The following is a 16,577-nucleotide window of genomic DNA, read 5'->3' as shown; positions in this document are numbered from 1 at the left end:
TTCGCCGTTTCCTGGGGCTGCGCCCCAGACCCCGCTTTCGCGGCTTCGCCGCTCGTCCTCAAGCGCCGGACGGGCTGAAATCAGCCCGTCCGGCGCTTGAGGAGAACCGCGCGGAGCGCGGTTTCGGGGGTGCGGGGGCGCAGCCCCTGCCGCAAGCGTTCCGCGTGTGCGGGACAATGCCCCCATGACCCTCTTCCGCGACGACGGCATCGTGCTCCGCACGCAAAAGCTCGGCGAAGCGGACCGCATCATCACCCTCCTCACCCGCGCCCACGGCCGCGTCCGCGCCGTGGCCCGCGGTGTGCGCCGGACGAAGTCGAAGTTCGGGGCCCGCCTCGAACCCTTCTCGCACGTGGACGTGCAGTTCTTCGCCCGCGGCGGGGAGCTGGTGGGCCGGAGCCTGCCACTGTGCACGCAGAGCGAGACGATCGCGCCGTACGGCGGGCCGATCGTCGCGGACTACGCCCGGTACACCGCCGGGACGGCCATGCTGGAGACCGCCGAGCGGTTCACGGACCACGAGGGCGAGCCGGCCGTCCAGCAGTACCTGCTGCTCGTCGGCGGGCTGCGGACGCTCGCGGCCGGGGAGCACGCGCCGCATCTGATCCTCGACGCGTTCCTGCTGCGCTCGCTCGCCGTCAACGGGTACGCGCCGAGTTTCGACGCGTGCGCCCGCTGCGGGATGCCGGGTCCCAACCGGTTCTTCTCGACGGCGGCCGGCGGTGTGGTCTGCGGTGACTGCCGGGTGCCCGGAAGCGTCGTACCCTCCTCGGAGGCGATCGGGCTCCTCGCCGCCCTGCTGTCCGGGGACTGGGCCACGGCGGACGCGTGCGAGGCGCGGTACGTCCGGGAGGGCAGCGGCCTCGTCGCCGCATATCTGCACTGGCACCTCGAGCGGGGGCTTCGTTCGCTCCGCTACGTGGAGAAGTAAATAGGAGTAGTGGCAGCCATGGCACGACGCGGGCTTCTGGGCCGTTCACGTCGCGAGTACCGCACCCCCGAGCCGCACCCCTCGGGCGCGCGGCCGCCGAAGATCCCCGGTGAGCTCGTCCCCGAGCACGTCGCGATCGTCATGGACGGCAACGGCCGCTGGGCCAAGGAGCGCGGGCTGCCGCGCACCGAGGGGCACAAGGTCGGCGCCGAGCGGGTGCTGGACGTCCTCCAGGGCGCGATCGAGATGGGCGTCGGAAGCATCTCCCTGTACGCCTTCTCCACCGAGAACTGGCGGCGCTCCCCGGACGAGGTGCGCTTCCTGATGAACTTCAACCGGGACTTCATCCGCAAGACCCGGGACCAGCTCGACGCGCTCGGCATCCGGGTGCGCTGGGTGGGCCGGATGCCCAAGCTGTGGCGTTCGGTCGCCAAGGAGCTCCAGGTCGCCCAGGAGCAGACCAAGGACAACGACCTGCTCACGCTGTACTTCTGCATGAACTACGGCGGGCGCGCGGAGATCGCGGACGCCGCCCAGGCGCTGGCCGAGGACGTCCGGGCCGGTCGGCTCGACCCGTCGAAGGTCACCGAGAAGACCTTCGCGAAGTACCTCTACTACCCGGACATGCCGGACGTGGACCTGTTCCTGCGCCCGTCCGGCGAGCAGCGCACGTCCAACTACCTGCTCTGGCAGAGCGCCTACGCGGAGATGGTGTTCCAGGACGTGCTCTGGCCGGACTTCGACCGCCGCGACCTGTGGCGCGCCTGCCTGGAGTACGCGCAGCGGGACCGGCGGTTCGGCGGAGCGATCCCCAACGCGGTGGAGGAGGACGGCGCGCCGGCCTGAGCGGGGAACGACGGAACGCCCGGCCCGCACGGGCCGGGCGTTCCGTCGTACGTCGGGAGGGGCTCAGGCGCCGGCGGCCGCGCGGGCGCAGTCCCCGCAGGTGCCGAAGACCTCGACCGTGTGCGCCACGTCCACGAAGCCGTGCTCGCGGGCGATGGTGTCGGCCCACGTCTCGACGGCCGGTCCCTCGACCTCGACCGCCTTGCCGCACATCCGGCAGACCAGGTGGTGGTGGTGTCCGCTGGAGCAGCGGCGGTAGACCGCCTCGCCCTCGCTGGTGCGCAGGACGTCCACCTCGCCGGCGTCGGCGAGGGACTGCAGGGTGCGGTAGACGGTGGTCAGCCCCACGGACGCGCCGCGGTGCCTGAGCATGTCGTGGAGTTCCTGAGCGCTGCGGAACTCGTCCACCTCGTCGAGCGCCGCCGCGACGGCGGCGCGCTGCTTGGTGGCTCGGCCGCGTACCGGGGGACCGGCGGTCGCCACAGTTGCCTCCTCAAGCTCGGCTGACACACCCACGCACGGATTTCGGCGGCGTGCGGGCCAATTGTGCCAGGCCCCGCGTACCGGTCGTTTGCCATGATCCATGCGTTCCGGACGACCTGCGGAGTACAGGTTTGGTTAGCCTAACCTGCACCCCGCGGTCGCCGCAGCAGTTGTGATCGCCGATGTGACCGCCGTCGCACGCGGGTGAGCGGGGCCTCAGACGCGTACGTCGTCCGGGGAACCGGGAGCGCCCGGTGCGCCGGGCTCCGTCAGCGTGCACCGCTCCTCGTCGAGCGCCTTCTTCCGGGCGCGGGATCCGGCCAGTGGCGCGGCGATGGCCGTGAGGGCGACGAAGACGCCGATCGCCATCAGCACGATGGTGGCGCCCGGCGGGACGTCCACGTAGTACGAGGTCGTGGTGCCGGAGAGGGTGACCAGCACCCCGATGCCCACGGACAGCGCCAGCGTGCTCGCGAAGCTGCGGGCGATCTGCTGGGACGCGGCCACCGGGATCACCATCAGGGCGCTGACCAGCAGCAGGCCGACCACCCGCATGGCGACGGTGACCGTCAGCGCGGCCGTGACGGCGACCAGCAGGTTGAGCAGGCGCACCGGGAGACCTGTGACGCGGGCGAACTCCTCGTCCTGGCAGATGGCGAAAAGCTGCCGTCGCAGGCCCAGTGCGGCGAGGATCACAAAGGCCGCCAGGATGCAGATCGCGACGATGTCCTGCTGCGAGACCGTGGTCAGCGAACCGAAGAGGTAGGTGACCAGGTTGGCGTTGGAGCCGTTGTCCGAGAGGTTGATCAGCATCACGCCCCCGGCCATGCCGCCGTAGAACAGCATGGCGAGGGCGATGTCGCCGCGGGCCTTGCCGTAGGAGCGGATCAGCTCCATCACGACGGCGCCCAGCACGCAGACCGTGGCGGCCACCCACACCGGGCTGGTGTGGAGCAGGAAGCCCAGGCCCACGCCGGTGAGGGCGACATGGCCGATGCCGTCGCCCATCAGCGCCTGGTGGCGCTGGACGAGGTAGATGCCGATCGCGGGGGCGGTGATGCCCACGAGGAGCGCGGCGAGCAGTGCGCGCTGCATGAACGCGGCGTCGAGGATCTCCATCAGCTCAGCAAACCTGTCCGAGTCGGTTCCGCGGCCGGGTCGGCATGCGGGTGTACGTGGTCGTGGCCGGGGAGCGCGTGCTGGCCCACGGCCTCGGGCGGCGGCCCGTCGTGCACGACGCAGCCGTCGCGCAGGACGATCGCCCGGTCGATGAGGGGCTCCAGCGGCCCCAGTTCGTGCAGGACGAGGAGGACGGTGGTGCCCCGGGCGACCTCCTCGCGGAGGGCGTTCGCCAGCACCTCCTGGCTGGCGAGGTCCACGCCGGCCATCGGCTCGTCCATGATCAGCAGTTCGGGTTCGACGGCGAGCGCGCGGGCGATCAGCACCCGCTGGTGCTGGCCGCCGGAGAGCGCGTTCACCGAGTCCTTGAGCCGGTCCGCCATGCCGACCAGCTCCAGCGCCTTCACCACGGCGTCGCGGTCGGCGCGGCGGCTGAACCCCAGCTTCGTCCGGGCCAGCCGACCGGCCGAGACCACCTCGCGCACGGTCGCCGGGACGCCGGCCGCGGCGGTGGTGCGCTGCGGTACGTACCCGATCCGCGCCCAGTCGCGGAAGCGGCGCTTCGGCGTCCCGAACAGCTCCAGTTCGCCGCCGGTCAGCGGGACCTGGCCGACGATCGCCCGGACCGCCGTGGACTTCCCGGAGCCGTTGGCACCGAGCAGCGCGACGACCTCGCCGCGCCGGACCTCCAGGTCGACCCCGCGCAGGACGGGCCGCGCGCCGAGCGACGCGGTCGCCCCGCGCAGGGATATGACGGGCTGCTCGGTCCGTTCGGTCTGTTCCATGTCCGCCTCCTCGGGTGCGCGCGCACCGGGCGCCGAAGTGCTCTCTGTGCCGGTCTCCGTGCGCGTGCTCACTTCGCACCGAGCGCTTTCCGCAGGGCCGCCAGGTTGGACTCCATGACCTCGAAGTAATCGTGTCCCTTGGAGTGGTCCGTGATGCCCTCCAGCGGGTCCAGGACGTCGGTCCGCAGGTCGAGGTCGCCGGCGATGGTCTTGGCGGTGGCCGGGCTGGCGATGGTCTCGAAGAAGACCGTGTTGACGTGGTGGTCCTTCGCCAGCTTGTGCAGGTCCTTGATCCGCGCCGCGCTGGGCTCGGCCTCCGGGTCGACGCCGCTGACGGCCTCCTCGGTCAGCCCGTAGCGCTCGGCGAGGTAGCCGAAGGCGGCGTGGGTGGTGATGAAGGTGTCGGAGGCGCGGTTCCGCAGGCCGTCCGCGAACTTCGCGTTCAGGTCCTTGAGGCGGTTCACCAGGATGTCGGTGTTCTTCTGGAAGATCTCCCGGTGGTCCGGGGCGGCCTTGGCGAGGACCTTGTTCACGCCCTGGGCGACCTCGGCGTACTTCACGGGGTCGAGCCAGATGTGGGGGTCGGCGGCGCCTTCGCCGTGGGCGTCGTGGCTCTCGTGGTCGCCGTGGTCGTGGCCGTCGACCTCGTCGCCGTGGCTCTCCAGGCGGGTGAGGGAGGCCGCGTCGGCGACGTTCTTCGCGCCGGACTGCTTGATCGCCTCGTCCACGGCGGGCTGGAGCCCCTTGAGGTAGACGACGGCGTCCGCCTTCTCCAGGGAGGCGACCTGCCGGGGCTTGAGCTCCAGGTCGTGCGGTTCCTGTCCGGGCTTGGTGAGGCCGGTGACGTGGACGTGGTCCCCGCCGATCTGCCGGACGAGGAACTCCATCGGGTAGAACGACGCCACGACGTCCAGCTTGCCGTCCTCGCCTCTCGTCTGCTCGTCGGAGGCGCAGGCGGAGAGCGTGCCGAGGCCGAGCGCCGCCGCCAGGGCGACGGCGATCCCGGTTATTCGGGGGGACCGGCTGGCGGGGCGGCGAGGGTTGTCGTTCATGACACTCATTTTCAACGAAAATGGAAACGATTGTCAACAAGAGGGATCGCGGGACGGTCCGGGCGAGGGCCGGAGGGGCCGGTGGCCGGTTGGCGAGCGTTCGGGGCGGGACCGATTTGATGAGAGGGGGTGCCGCGCCGGTAACCTGAAGCATTCGCTGTTCATCGTCGCAATGAAGAGAGCACCGTGGCCGCCGAGAAGATCGACACCATCGTCAGCCTGAGCAAGCGCCGTGGCTTCGTCTATCCGTGCAGTGAGATCTACGGCGGTCAGCGTGCCGCCTGGGACTACGGACCGCTCGGTGTGGAGCTCAAGGAGAACATCAAGCGCCAGTGGTGGCGTTCCATGGTCACCTCGCGCGACGACGTGGTCGGTCTCGACTCGTCGGTGATCCTGGCCCGCGAGGTGTGGGAGGCGTCCGGTCACGTCGCCACCTTCACCGACCCGCTGACCGAGTGCACCTCCTGCCACAAGCGCTTCCGCGCCGACCACCTGGAGGAGGCGTACGAGGCCAAGCACGGCCGCCTCCCCGAGAACGGCCTCGCCGACCTCAACTGCCCGCACTGCGGCAACAAGGGCGGCTTCACCGAGCCCAAGCAGTTCTCCGGCCTGCTCTCCACCCACCTCGGCCCGACGCAGGACAGCGGTTCGGTGAGCTACCTGCGCCCCGAGACCGCGCAGGGCATCTTCACCAACTTCGCCCAGGTGCAGCAGACCTCGCGCCGCAAGCCCCCGTTCGGCATCGCCCAGACCGGCAAGTCGTTCCGCAACGAGATCACGCCGGGCAACTTCATCTTCCGCACCCGCGAGTTCGAGCAGATGGAGATGGAGTTCTTCGTCAAGCCGGGCGAGGACGAGCAGTGGCACGAGTACTGGATGGAGCAGCGCTGGAACTGGTACACCGGCCTCGGCATGCGCGAGGAGAACATGCGGTGGTACGAGCACGCCGCGGAGAAGCTCTCGCACTACTCCAAGCGCACCGTTGACATCGAGTACCGCTTCAACTTCGGCGGCACCGAGTTCTCGGAGCTGGAGGGCCTCGCCAACCGCACCGACTACGACCTCAAGGCCCACTCCGCCGCCTCCGGCCAGGACCTGTCGTACTTCGACCAGGAGGCCGGCGAGCGCTACTTCCCGTACGTCATCGAGCCGGCGGCCGGTCTGAACCGCGCCATGCTCGCCTTCATGCTCGACGCGTACGTCGAGGACGAGGCGCCCAACGCCAAGGGCGTCATGGAGAAGCGCGTCGTCATGCGCCTCGACCCGCGCCTGGCCCCGGTCAAGGTCGCCGTCCTCCCGCTGTCCCGCAACCCGCAGCTCTCCCCGAAGGCCAAGGGCCTCGCGGCGGACCTGCGCAAGCACTGGAACATCGAGTTCGACGACGCCGGCGCCATCGGCCGCCGCTACCGCCGCCAGGACGAGATCGGCACGCCGTTCTGCGTCACCGTCGACTTCGACACCCTCGACGACAACGCGGTGACCGTGCGCGAGCGCGACACGATGAAGCAGGAGCGCGTCTCCCTCGACCAGATCGAGGCGTACCTGGGCGGCCGTCTGCTCGGCTGCTGACCGGGTCCGTCCCGCGGCCCGTCTCGTACCGGAGGCCCCGGCCCCGCGCTCCTCGGCGCGGGGGCGGGGCCTCCGGGCTTACCGGAGCTTGCGGCGGAGCGTTCCGCGCCATGTCCAGCCCGCCGCGAGGACGGCGTCGCGGAGGGGGTTCTTGAGCGCCGAGCTGTCGAAGCCGAACGTCTCGGTCAGCCGGAGGCGGCCCGTGGGTCCCCGTTCGAGGGTCCACTGCCGGGAGACCGCGGTCACGTTGCCCCAGGAGTGCCCGGCCCCCGTCGTGCGGCGCTTCCCGCCGCCCACCGACGTGACCTCCCACAGCAGGTCCAGGGCGCGCACCTCGTGGTCGGCCGGGACCAGTCTCATCCGGATCTGAAGCCGCCGGTCGACACGGCCGCTCCCGGCCCGGCCGACGCCGGGTTCGCGGACGCGCCACTCCGCCACCACGTCGACGCCCTCCGGGGCGCCGTCGCGGACGTCGTACGGGGTGTCGGCCGTGGCGACGGCGAGCAGCGCGGCCCGGACGTCGTCGGCGGGACGCGGAACGGTACCGGGGGCGGGGTGCCGGGTGCCGTTGAGTCTGTCGAGAAGGCCCATCGGGCCACCGTACGGGTCGGAGGTTCGGCCCTACTCCGCCGCCAGCTCCTCGTGGAGGTCGGCGAGGGCGGTGCGGTCGTCCTCGGTGCCGGTGTGCGGGGCCGCGAACCAGCGGACGTACTCGTCGATCTCGGAGAGGCGCCAGTCGAGGGCGAAGAGTTCGAGCATGGCCGGGTCGGCGTCCGGGCGGCGGTCGTCCGGCAGGTCCGCGTAGTCCCGCTCGCGCGGGGCGAGGGCCAGCGACTCCCAGTCGACCAGGCGGAGACCGGACGGGGTGACGACCTGGTTGTCGTTGTGCGGCTCGCCGTGCGTCGGCACCCAGTCGGCGCGGCGGGTACGGGCGAGGTCCGCCAGCTCGTGATAGCGCTCCGTCCAGCGCGCGATGGCCGTCCCGCGCGCGGCGATCGCCGTCCTGGCCTCCTCCGCCAGCGGCCCGGACGTCCAGGGCCGGGCCGTACGGTCCCGCACGTCCCCGGCGAACCCGGGCGCCACCCGCGGGGCCCAGGGCCGCAGCCCTTCCGGCGGCGCGGCGGCGTGCAGCGCGGCGAGCGCCTCGACGACCTCCCCGACGTGCTCCGGGCGGGCCGCCTCCTCCTCGGTGGGCGACCGGCCGTCCAGCCACGGCGACGCGCTCAGCGCACCGCCGTCCACGGCCACGGTGAACCGCCCGCCGCGCGCGGGCAGCGGCGCGCACACCACCTCCAGCCCGGCGGCGGCCAGGGCGGCGGCTCCCGCGTAGGCGGCCTCCAGCGACGCGGCGGTATGGCGCGGCTCCAGCTCGTCCAGCGTGACGAACAGCGTCGTGCCGTCGGCGGCCGACACCCGCCAGTGGTAGGCGCCGAACCCCCAAGGGAGGTAGGCGACTTCCGTCACGTCGGGCAGCGGCCAGTGCGCGGTGATCGCGTCGGTGACGGTGTGGTCGTCGATGAAGGAGGGTCGGGAGAGCACGGCAGCTGATCCTAGGCGGGGCGCGGCCCGCCGTCACGGGATTTTGACGCGGGCGGGCCGCCGCGCCTGATGCCCGTCGGGTTCACCAAGCGGCAGTGTCCACCTCGCAGTCGAAGGGGGCGGGGATCCGCACCTTGTCGCCGAACTTGACCTGGGTGTGGGCCCGGTAGCCGCGGTCGGGGGTGGGGTCGTGGTACACGGTGACCGCTTTGACGGCCATGTCGATCAGGACGTAGACCGGGACGCCGCCCCGGCCGTAGACGTCCACCTTGTCAGTGAGGTCGAAAGCCCGTGTGGACGAGGAGGTCACCTCGCCGACCAGGGACAGGGCCTCGCCCGGCAGGAAGATGCTCTCGACGTCGACGAGGGCTTCGTCGGCGACGTGCAGGTCGGGCCCGTAGCCTCGCTCCTGTGCGGGAAAGCGGAACAGGCAGGGCTCGGTGCCCACCTCGTGCCCCTCCGGGGCGTGCGGCCTGAGCTGTCGCTCAAGACTCCGCATGGCGCGCAGGTAGCGGCCCTGGGACCACGGCGACATGATGATCTTCCCCCCGATGATCTCCACGCGGTACCCGTCGGGCAGGGTGTCGTTGACCTGCTCCAGATCGCGGCAGAGCTGCTCGAAATCGGCCTTCGGTTCGTCCCCGTCCCCACCGCCGTGTATCGACTGGAGCGCCTCGCGCGGAATGTCCACCATGATTGCCATCATGCGCCTCCCCTGATGAGTAAGCCGTGCACTACACACCGTAGCGGCCCCCACTGACAGTCCGGGGTTCGTTCGGCTCGGTGACCGCGAAGCTTCCGGGTGGGGGGAGCGCTTGGGCGGTCCGGCGCCTCGCGCCGTGATGAACCCGCCCGGCCGCGTCAGCCGTGGCGGAAGGTGTGGAGTTCGCAGACGTCCGGATCCGTGGTGAAGCGGTACAGGCGCGGTTTCTGCCGGTTGCCCGTGACGTCGAAGGAGAAATGGTTCCTCCACTCGGAGAAATCGGAGTCCCAGTACCGATTTCCGGTGAAAGAGAGCTCGAGGTCATCGCGCGTCCCCCTGGTTTTCCGTTCCGGCTGGAGTGTCCAGGTGCCGGCGGCCCGGCCCGTGTGCTTGGGGTTCTTCGGGTAGTCGAACTCCGGCCAGTCGCTGACCTCGAACGTTCCGTCGCTTTTCAGCGTCAGGGTGCCGAAGGGATCGGCGCGATAAGTGCCGACCATGTCCTGACGGATGAGCCCGGCCGGGCGGTCGCCCTCGTCACCGCAGGCGAAGACGCGTGCGCATCCGGTGTTGGTGACGGATACGGCCGCGATCAGACCGCATATCAGACCAAGCGCACGCAGGCGCATGACGTCCCCCCTGTATCCCCGAATTCCCGGAACAGTTCAAGAATTCCAGACGCGGAATCGCGCGCGTCACCGGGGTCCTGCCGGTTTTCCGCGATTGCGCGCACCGAAACTCGCGGGACTCCGGCGCGGAGTCGTGGCAGCCTGCGGACATGCCGCAGCTCGCGTACCGGCGACGGCCGCATGGGTCGACCGCACCGACGCGCAGACGCACCTTCCCGGGGACGCCTGCCTGGTGGGAGTGATACCCGACGAGGATCCGGACCTGGAGCCGACCGTCCGCGTGTTCAGCCCGAAGGGCGCGTGATCCCTTACGAGCCTGTTGGCGTGGGGAGGCCATATCGGTTACGACGTCCGGCCCTCCGCGCGGCGGCGCGGATACGCCACGGCGATGCTGCGTGCCGTCCTGCCCGTCGCCGCGGGCCTGGGCCTGGGCCTGGACCCGGTCCTGGTCACCTGCGACCCGGACAACACCGGCTCCCGCAAGGTCATCGAGGCGTGCGGTGGCGCTTTCGAGGACGAACGGTCCGGCAAGCTGCGGTTCTGGATCCGGACCGGTCCGGACCGGGGCCCGGAGCCCCGCCCGGACACCGAACGAAACGGAACGGCCGACGCCGGCCGGTAGTCGGGAGCGTCAGTACTCCGCGCGCGCGGCGGCTCGCTCCAACTGGGCCGTGATGCCCTGCCGGTCGATCTGGATCCAGTACTCGACGATCAGCCCGTCCTCGACGCGGTAGACCGCACTGGTCGTCGCCGTGACCCGCGCACCGGTCGGCGCGTGGTCGCCGACCGGTCCGACGTGCCGTCCGGTCTGCGTCCAGCGGGCGTAGACCCGATCGCCCTCGGCGATGAGTTCGTCCACGGTCAGCGTGAAGGCTCCGTACGCGTCGAGCATCTCCTGGACGTGCTCGGTGTACTGTCGCGGGGTCCGCTCCACGACCACCGGCGCCTCCGAGACGACCTGGTGGGCCCGGACCAGGCCGGCCATGAAGCGGCCGGCCCGGTCGGGGTGCAGGCCCGATCGCACCTGGAGGAGGAACTGGCGGACGGTGTCCTTGGCGTTGGTCATCGGCAGAGTGTGACATCCCGTTCACGCCGTGACGGATCCGGGGACGGGTGGGTGGCGCGTTGGCCGCGCGCCGGACTTCCCGGGCGGCCTCGGCGAGCCCGGGACCGTGGCGCCGGCGGCAGCCGTCAGTAGACGATCGACACGACGTGGCAGGCGGCCTCGGCCAAAGCGCGGTCACCTTCGATGCCGGCGCGGGCCAGGGCCGTGCCCGGTTGGATGCCCCGGGTGCACAGGCGCCAGGCCGTCTCCGTGTCCAGGCGGAGCAACGCGGCCGGACGGTCGGCGTCCGGTTCGGCCGGCGACCAGTGGGTCCCGGTGGCCGTGACCGTCCACGCGCCGCCCGCCGGACCGTCGACCTCCAGCCGGACCTGTGTGCCGGGCGGCACGTCGACCGTGCGCAGGGTGTGGGGCACGGCCCGCATGAACGTGTCCAGGACGACCGACAGCGACGTCGGGTCCTGGTCGGTCGGCAGGCCGACGGCGTGGCGGATCTGCTGGCGGTGCGTCCAGAACTCCGTGAAGTCCCGGGCGCTGTCCAGCCACATCGGCGCCGGGTCGATCCCGGCCCAGGCCACTCCCAGCGAGGGTGCGTCGAGGCCGACGCTCTCGAAGAAGCGCGCGGTCTGCGCGCCGATCACGTCCAGCGTCTCGGTGAGCGCGGCGGGGCTGACCCGGGAGAAGGCGGCCACCCACTCCCGGTTGATGCGGTGGATGAACGTTTCGAGGGTCTCGCCCGGCGCGGGACGGGCCCTCCGCCGTGGTGGTCGCGGTCGCGAGCCAGACGTCCGTAGCAATCACCCAGCACGTGTGCGGCGAGATCGCGCACGGTCCAGCCCGGCACCGCTTCCCTTTCCCACTCGGCGGGCGCCAGGCCGCGCAGCGTGGCCATCAGCGCGGCGTGTTCGGGAGCGAACAGCGAACGGGCGTCGATCGGGGCGCCGAGCCACGCGGGGTCCGGAACGTCTCTGGGGTGGTACTCCATGCCCCCAGCGTGGCGATCGGCCGGCTGCCCCGCCACCGCTTAACGCGGTCGCGCCACCAAACGGACGTCCGGGCCCGAACGGGCCACGTCGATCAGGTCGCAGCGCAGCGTGTCGCCGATCGTGCCGATCGTTCCGCCCTGGAGGGCGCTCTTGCCCCGGCCCAGGAGGGCGGGCGCGATGTACGCGATGACGCGGTCGACAAGCCCCGCCGACACGAACGAGGCGGCGAGGGTGGGCCCGCCCTCCAGGAACACGCCGCGCACGTCGCGCTCGTGCAGTGCGCGCAACAGGGACGTGATGCCCAGGCCCTCCGCCGCCTTCGGCAGCCGGACGACGGTCGCCCGGCCCTCCAAGTGCGACGCGTCCGCACCGTCGGCCACGGCGATCAGCGTCGGCGCGGCATCGTCGAGCACGCGGGCGCTGCGCGGCGTCCGGGCGTGGGTGTCCACGACGACGCGCCACGGTTGGCGCCCGGCCGGTGCGGTGACCTTGAGGTTCGGGTCGTCCTTCGCCGACCGCACGGCCAGGTGCGGGTCGTCGGCCTGCTGTGTGCCCGACCCCACGACGGTCGCCTGGCAGGCGGCGCGCAGCGCGTGCACCTCGGCGCGGGACTCCGCGCTGGTGATCCACTGGCTGGTGCCGTCCGCCGCGGCGATGCGGCCGTCCAGCGTGGCGGCGTATTTGTAGACGACGTAGGGGCGCCCCTCGACGGTGTGCCACTCGTCGGCGCCGACCAGCTCGCTGATGTGCATGCGTCTCCTTCGGAGAGGGTGAGGCGACTGCCGTGTGTTCATTCTTCGCGACGACGCGTCCAAGTGCGCTGGCGCCACGGCAGATTGGTGCCCATGTCTGGTGGGGTGTGTGGAATGCCGGTACAGGTGTGGCTCCAGATGCGCGGGTGATGAAGACGGGTGCTGCGGGGATCGGGATGGGTATCGTCCTGGTGTCGAGAGCAGATCGGAGTTCAGCATGTCGGAGCACACCGGTGCGCGGATCGCGAAGACGCGGAAGCGTCGCCGACTGACTCAGCGCGAACTGGCCTACCGGAGCAACGTCTCGTACAGCACCCTCACCAAGGTCGAGCAGGGCCAGATGCCGGCCAGCCCGTCCGTGATCGGCGCCCTCGCGCGCGTTCTTTCGGTGCCCGTCGTCGAGTTGACGGGGCAGCCGTACCTTGAGGAATTGCGGCAGGACCACCTCGACGGGCTGATCAACCCGATCCGTGAGGCCCTGAACGTGTACGACCTCGGTGTGGATCCGGACCTCACCCCGCGCGGTCCGGCCGAGCTGGCGTCCAAGGCCGACGAGTTGTGCATGCTGATCCGGGCCACCGACATCAAGCGGGCGGCGTCCGAGCTGCCCTCCCTGATCTGCGAGGCGACCACGGTCGCGCACACGGAGGGGACGACCGAGGCGTGGCGGACGCTGGCCAGCGGCTACCGGACCGCGTACGACGTCGCCACGAAGCTGGGGTTCATCGACCTGGCGGCGATCGCCCTGGACCGGTTGGAGTGGGCCGCGGAACGCGCCTCCGACCCGGTGCTCGGCGGCATGCGGCAGTACATGCGGGCCCTGGCCTGCCTCCGGGCCAGTGACTACCGCATGGGGGAGCGGCTGATCGGCTTCGGGATGGACCGGCTGGAACAGGCCGACCCCGGTCGCGAACGCGACATCGTCACCGGGCAACTGCACCTGGGGGCAGCGGTGCTGGCCGGCCGGGCCAAGGACGGTGACACGGCCGAGAGCCACTTGGCCGAGGCGGCCCGGATCGCCGCGCACACGGGCCCGGCTGAGAAGGTCCACTGGCTGGCGTTCGGGCCGGCCAACGTCGGTGTGCACCGGGTGAGCGTGCTGGCCGAGCTGGACGAGTACGGAGCGGCCGTCGACGTGGCACGCGGCATCCGGCTGCCCGCCGACTGGCCGCGGTCCCGGATGTCCCACCACTACGCCGAGGTGGCGCGCGCACAGATGTGGACCGGCCGCACGGAAGCGGCCTTCGGCAACCTGCTGGAGGCGCGCAGGCTGGCGCCCCAGCAGACCCGCTACCACCCGGTCGTCCGTGAGACGTACTCCGGCCTGGAGTCGGCGAAGCGGCGCATGCCGGAGGACTTCATCAGCTTCGGTGCCTGGCTGAGTGCATGACTGAGCGTCAATGCATGGCCCTGGCTATCAGCGGGCTATGACAGTTCCGGCTCTTGCGCGCCAGCACGATGTGACGACCAACACATCGTCTGTGCGTGGAGCCGAACATGCCACACCAACGAACACCACAGGACCGCGCCCGCAGGGCCGCGCTGGCGGATGCCGCTGTGGGCGGCGTTTCGGCGGAGCCGCCCGGGGCGGACGGCAACGGGCCCGCGCCCGCGCCCGGTTGCGACGTCTGTGCAGCGCTCGCGCGGCAGCGGGTCGTCGCGCGGCGGGACGGTGACTTCTCGCGCGTCGTCGACTGCGACGTCGAGTTGCGGAGGCACCCGCACGGGAGGCGGCGGTGACGCAAGTGGACAGCGTGGTGCCCGCGTTCGTGCTGGCGCGCGACGGTGGGCGGGGGCTGCCCGTCGAGCCGGTGTACGAGTTCCAGTGCCGGTCCTGCCGGAAGACGTCCCGGGCGGGCGAGGGCGACCCCCTGGGCGCCGAGGTGTGGGCGCTGAAGCACACGCGGCTGCACCCGGAGCACCGTACGTACTGCGCGGTGACGACCTCGTTCTGGCGGGTGGATCCGGATTCCGGAGCCGCGGCTCCCGAGGAGGTGGCCCGGTGACGCACGCGCCGCTGCCCCTCACGTACCCCACGCAGCGCCACCCCGGCGCGCTGTGGCTCGTCTCGAGGGTCCCGCGACCGCGCGAGATCCACGAGGACTGGGCGGAGGGCCGGACGTCCGCGATCGAGATCGGGCGGCGCTTCGACGTGGTCCACCTCCCGGCGGAGGCCGTGGAGGGCGGCATCGGCGGGGTGCGGACGGACGATGTGATCGAGGCGGCGTTCCGGGAAGCGGGGATCGCGTACGGCGTGGTGGTGACCCGTCGGCGGGACGCCTACAGCGTTCTGGTGCGGGCGGGTACGGCGCGGACGTGGGTCGCCGGGAAGGGGACGCGGGCCGTCGGGATCGACGACCACCTGCGGTATCTGCGTGCGCCGCACCCCGGCCGCCGCGAGGGGCCGGGTGACTTCTGGCTGCTGCCGGCGCCGCATGCGGACGAGGTGCTGGCCGGGGCCGTGGAGGTGCGTGCGCTGCTCGCGCGGTCGGGTGGGAGCCCGGGGAGGGGGGAGGCGACTGTGACGTGGGGGATGCGGCCGCCCTCGGCGTAGGGTGGCCCGATGCCACTCGTGGAGATCACCTACGCGCCCCACGTCCTCGAGGACACCCTCCGAGAACTGCGCGAAAAGCTCCCGCACTTGGTGTCCCTCGCGGTGGAGTGCCCCGAGGAGCCGTACGACGGCGATCTGCGGCCGGGTGACGTCGAGTTGCGCTTCCGGCCGCTCGGGCCGCTGGACAGCGGCGGAATGGACGTCGTCGTCGAGGTGCGGTCGAAGTGGTTCGCGAGCCGGGCCGCCGACCGCCAGGAGCGGGCCGACCGGCTGTGCGCCGGCATCCGGTCGGCGAGCGGGCTGCGGGACGTGGGTGTCTATCTGTCGCTGCCGGTCGCGGCGTGGGCGCAGGGGGAGTGAGGGGCGCGCGGCTCGGGGCGAACTGAGCGAGTGGCGGCGCGGGTTCGGATGCGGGCGCGCGAGCCGGGCCCGTTTGCGCGGTGCGGTGGCCTCGTACGCGGTGTACCGGCCGGTCCGCCGGTCCCGCCGCCCGCAGCGGCGTCAGGTTCCGCGCGCGTACGACGCCAGGCGGTCCGCGAACGCGGCGACGAGATCGCGCAGTGCGTCGGGGCGTTCGACGACGAACGGCCGGTCGAGCGAGGCGAGGACCGGTGGCAGCCAGTCGAGCCGCTCCACGCGTAGCTCGACGCGCCGCCAACGCTCGGCCGTGTGAGACCCATCCGCCTCGTCCAGGACGGCGATGGAGGCGGGGAGGCGGGCGCGGATCCGCTCGACCGTTCCGTGGATCCGCAAGGCCACCTCGTGCCGGTACGCGGCCGTGGCGAACCCCGACAGGACCCGTTCCGCCGGGCCGGGGCCCGAGGGCGCCGGGAACGAGCCGGGCAGGGCCCGCGCGGCCGTGACGCGGTCGAGCCGGAGGGTCCGGTTCTCGCCGATCCGGGCGTCCTCGCCCGTGACGTACCACCGGCCCGCGTGGGCGACGATCCCGTACGCGTGCAGGGTGCGTTCGGCGGTCCGCCCGTCGCGGTCGGTGTAGCGGAGGGTGACCGGCCGGCGGTGGCGCACCGCGTCGGCGAGGGTGAGCAGCGTCCCGGCGTCCGGGGCGGCGAACTCCCCGGGCCGGTCGGTGAAGTGGAGGGCCTCCAGCAGGATGTCGAGCCGGCGGACGAGGTGGCGGGGCAGGACCCGCCGGATCTTCGCCGACGCCGTCTCGTTCGCCGCGCGCTCGGTGGTCGTCAGCCCCGTCCGGCGGCCGGCGACCAGGCCGAGGAGCACGGCCAGCGCCTCGTCGTCGCCGAGCATGAGCGGGGGAAGGCGGTATCCGGGGGCGAGGCGGTAGCCGCCGTGGCGACCGCGTACCGACTCCACGGCCACGCCCAGGTCGACGAGCTGGGCCACGTACCGCCGGACGGTGCGGCCTTCGACGCCGAGCCGGTCGGCGAGTTCGGCAACGGTGCGGGTGCCGCCCGACTGCAGGAGTTCCAGGAGGGTCAGCACGCGGCCGGTGGGTCGGGACATGAGCATCAACCTAATGCGCATACAGGACCGGTTCTGTCCGCTATTGCTCCTAGCCTGCGCGGTGCACGCTTCCGCACGGCCCTCAAGGGA

The 16,577-nt window shown here is 71.8% G+C and carries 17 protein-coding genes and 3 pseudogenes; 8 read left to right on the top strand and 12 right to left on the bottom strand.

Going from position 1 to position 16,577, the window contains the following annotated elements; translation table 11 throughout:
• Window positions 1–184 precede the first annotated feature (184 nt).
• Window positions 185–931, top strand: coding sequence for a DNA repair protein RecO (recO, locus tag J7W19_RS10220; protein ID WP_004945168.1), 747 nt, complete (start codon window positions 185–187; stop codon window positions 929–931).
• Window positions 932–949: 18 nt separating this feature from the next.
• Complete coding sequence (locus J7W19_RS10215) at window positions 950–1,777, top strand: isoprenyl transferase (protein ID WP_004945171.1); 828 nt, start codon at window positions 950–952, stop codon at window positions 1,775–1,777.
• Between the two features lie 63 nt (window positions 1,778–1,840).
• On the opposite strand, the gene J7W19_RS10210 is transcribed toward J7W19_RS10215, so the two are convergent.
• The 4 genes from J7W19_RS10210 to J7W19_RS10195 form a co-directional block, all read right to left on the bottom strand.
• A complete protein-coding gene (locus J7W19_RS10210) occupies window positions 1,841–2,260 on the bottom strand; it encodes a Fur family transcriptional regulator (RefSeq protein ID WP_004945173.1) in 420 nt (139 codons plus the stop codon).
• Between the two features lie 216 nt (window positions 2,261–2,476).
• On the bottom strand, window positions 2,477–3,379 hold the full coding sequence (locus tag J7W19_RS10205; RefSeq protein ID WP_004945174.1) for a metal ABC transporter permease: 903 nt from the start codon (window positions 3,377–3,379) through the stop codon (window positions 2,477–2,479).
• Window positions 3,379–4,164 carry a metal ABC transporter ATP-binding protein gene (locus tag J7W19_RS10200; protein WP_004945177.1) on the bottom strand — a complete coding sequence of 262 codons (786 nt, stop codon included), beginning with the start codon at window positions 4,162–4,164 and terminating at the stop codon, window positions 3,379–3,381. The genes J7W19_RS10205 and J7W19_RS10200 overlap by 1 nt, the downstream gene beginning before the upstream one ends.
• Before the next feature lie 68 nt (window positions 4,165–4,232).
• Window positions 4,233–5,216, bottom strand: coding sequence for a metal ABC transporter substrate-binding protein (locus J7W19_RS10195; protein ID WP_004945181.1), 984 nt, complete (start codon window positions 5,214–5,216; stop codon window positions 4,233–4,235).
• 186 nt (window positions 5,217–5,402) lie between these two features.
• On the opposite strand from J7W19_RS10195, the gene J7W19_RS10190 reads away from it, so the two are divergent.
• Window positions 5,403–6,785 carry a glycine--tRNA ligase gene (locus J7W19_RS10190; RefSeq protein ID WP_004945183.1) on the top strand — a complete coding sequence of 461 codons (1,383 nt, stop codon included), beginning with the start codon at window positions 5,403–5,405 and terminating at the stop codon, window positions 6,783–6,785.
• A gap of 78 nt (window positions 6,786–6,863) precedes the next feature.
• Here J7W19_RS10190 and J7W19_RS10185 read toward each other — a convergent pair whose 3' ends face one another.
• From J7W19_RS10185 to J7W19_RS10170, 4 genes are all read right to left on the bottom strand, one after another.
• Window positions 6,864–7,376: a hypothetical protein gene (locus tag J7W19_RS10185; protein ID WP_004945184.1), complete on the bottom strand. Its 513-nt coding sequence runs from the start codon at window positions 7,374–7,376 to the stop codon at window positions 6,864–6,866.
• A gap of 30 nt (window positions 7,377–7,406) precedes the next feature.
• Entirely contained in the window at window positions 7,407–8,324 is a 918-nt protein-coding gene (locus J7W19_RS10180; protein WP_004945186.1) for a phosphotransferase family protein, read from the bottom strand.
• Between the two features lie 82 nt (window positions 8,325–8,406).
• A complete protein-coding gene (locus tag J7W19_RS10175; protein ID WP_004945187.1) occupies window positions 8,407–9,018 on the bottom strand; it encodes a Uma2 family endonuclease in 612 nt (203 codons plus the stop codon).
• Between the two features lie 167 nt (window positions 9,019–9,185).
• Window positions 9,186–9,653 carry a hypothetical protein gene (locus J7W19_RS10170; RefSeq protein ID WP_004945189.1) on the bottom strand — a complete coding sequence of 156 codons (468 nt, stop codon included), beginning with the start codon at window positions 9,651–9,653 and terminating at the stop codon, window positions 9,186–9,188.
• 313 nt (window positions 9,654–9,966) lie between these two features.
• Here J7W19_RS10170 and J7W19_RS10165 point away from each other — a divergent pair.
• Window positions 9,967–10,275 (top strand): annotated as a pseudogene (locus J7W19_RS10165) (GNAT family N-acetyltransferase); the annotation flags it as partial.
• Between the two features lie 9 nt (window positions 10,276–10,284).
• Here J7W19_RS10165 and J7W19_RS10160 read toward each other — a convergent pair.
• From J7W19_RS10160 to J7W19_RS10150, 3 genes and pseudogenes are all read right to left on the bottom strand, one after another.
• On the bottom strand, window positions 10,285–10,719 hold the full coding sequence (locus J7W19_RS10160) for an ester cyclase (RefSeq protein WP_004945193.1): 435 nt from the start codon (window positions 10,717–10,719) through the stop codon (window positions 10,285–10,287).
• Window positions 10,720–10,844: 125 nt separating this feature from the next.
• Window positions 10,845–11,701: pseudogene (locus J7W19_RS10155) on the bottom strand (maleylpyruvate isomerase family mycothiol-dependent enzyme).
• Between the two features lie 39 nt (window positions 11,702–11,740).
• A pseudogene (locus J7W19_RS10150) lies at window positions 11,741–12,406 on the bottom strand (RibD family protein); the annotation flags it as partial.
• 265 nt (window positions 12,407–12,671) lie between these two features.
• Here J7W19_RS10150 and J7W19_RS10145 point away from each other — a divergent pair.
• The 4 genes from J7W19_RS10145 (at window position 12,672) to J7W19_RS10130 (ending at window position 15,368) form a co-directional block, all read left to right on the top strand.
• Window positions 12,672–13,844 carry a helix-turn-helix domain-containing protein gene (locus J7W19_RS10145; RefSeq protein ID WP_004945201.1) on the top strand — a complete coding sequence of 391 codons (1,173 nt, stop codon included), beginning with the start codon at window positions 12,672–12,674 and terminating at the stop codon, window positions 13,842–13,844.
• A 346-nt stretch (window positions 13,845–14,190) separates the two neighbouring features.
• Entirely contained in the window at window positions 14,191–14,460 is a 270-nt protein-coding gene (locus J7W19_RS10140) for a DUF7848 domain-containing protein (RefSeq protein ID WP_158688776.1), read from the top strand.
• On the top strand, window positions 14,457–15,008 hold the full coding sequence (locus J7W19_RS10135; RefSeq protein WP_004945207.1) for a hypothetical protein: 552 nt from the start codon (window positions 14,457–14,459) through the stop codon (window positions 15,006–15,008). The genes J7W19_RS10140 and J7W19_RS10135 overlap by 4 nt, the downstream gene beginning before the upstream one ends.
• A gap of 9 nt (window positions 15,009–15,017) precedes the next feature.
• Window positions 15,018–15,368 (top strand): hypothetical protein, encoded by a 351-nt coding sequence (locus J7W19_RS10130; RefSeq protein WP_004945210.1) that lies wholly within the window; start codon window positions 15,018–15,020, stop codon window positions 15,366–15,368.
• Between the two features lie 141 nt (window positions 15,369–15,509).
• On the opposite strand, the gene J7W19_RS10125 is transcribed toward J7W19_RS10130, so the two are convergent.
• The gene (locus tag J7W19_RS10125; RefSeq protein ID WP_040889899.1) at window positions 15,510–16,487 is read right to left on the bottom strand and encodes a helix-turn-helix transcriptional regulator; all 978 of its coding nucleotides are present in this window, start codon (window positions 16,485–16,487) and stop codon (window positions 15,510–15,512) included.
• Window positions 16,488–16,577: the final 90 nt, after the last annotated feature.

This window comes from Streptomyces mobaraensis NBRC 13819 = DSM 40847, assembly GCF_017916255.1.
Classification (GTDB): domain Bacteria; phylum Actinomycetota; class Actinomycetes; order Streptomycetales; family Streptomycetaceae; genus Streptomyces; species Streptomyces mobaraensis.
This window is presented reverse-complemented; position numbering and strand designations above follow the sequence as displayed.

Coding starts and splice junctions, on each gene's coding strand:
- recO (WP_004945168.1), top strand. CDS start 185: ATGACCCTCTTCCGCGACGACGGCATCGTGCTCCGCACGCAAAAGCTC.
- J7W19_RS10215 (WP_004945171.1), top strand. CDS start 950: ATGGCACGACGCGGGCTTCTGGGCCGTTCACGTCGCGAGTACCGCACC.
- J7W19_RS10205 (WP_004945174.1), bottom strand. CDS start 3,379: ATGGAGATCCTCGACGCCGCGTTCATGCAGCGCGCACTGCTCGCCGCG.
- J7W19_RS10200 (WP_004945177.1), bottom strand. CDS start 4,164: ATGGAACAGACCGAACGGACCGAGCAGCCCGTCATATCCCTGCGCGGG.
- J7W19_RS10195 (WP_004945181.1), bottom strand. CDS start 5,216: ATGAACGACAACCCTCGCCGCCCCGCCAGCCGGTCCCCCCGAATAACC.
- J7W19_RS10185 (WP_004945184.1), bottom strand. CDS start 7,376: ATGGGCCTTCTCGACAGACTCAACGGCACCCGGCACCCCGCCCCCGGT.
- J7W19_RS10175 (WP_004945187.1), bottom strand. CDS start 9,018: ATGGTGGACATTCCGCGCGAGGCGCTCCAGTCGATACACGGCGGTGGG.
- J7W19_RS10170 (WP_004945189.1), bottom strand. CDS start 9,653: ATGCGCCTGCGTGCGCTTGGTCTGATATGCGGTCTGATCGCGGCCGTA.
- J7W19_RS10160 (WP_004945193.1), bottom strand. CDS start 10,719: ATGACCAACGCCAAGGACACCGTCCGCCAGTTCCTCCTCCAGGTGCGA.
- J7W19_RS10145 (WP_004945201.1), top strand. CDS start 12,672: ATGTCGGAGCACACCGGTGCGCGGATCGCGAAGACGCGGAAGCGTCGC.
- J7W19_RS10130 (WP_004945210.1), top strand. CDS start 15,018: ATGCCACTCGTGGAGATCACCTACGCGCCCCACGTCCTCGAGGACACC.
- J7W19_RS10125 (WP_040889899.1), bottom strand. CDS start 16,487: ATGTCCCGACCCACCGGCCGCGTGCTGACCCTCCTGGAACTCCTGCAG.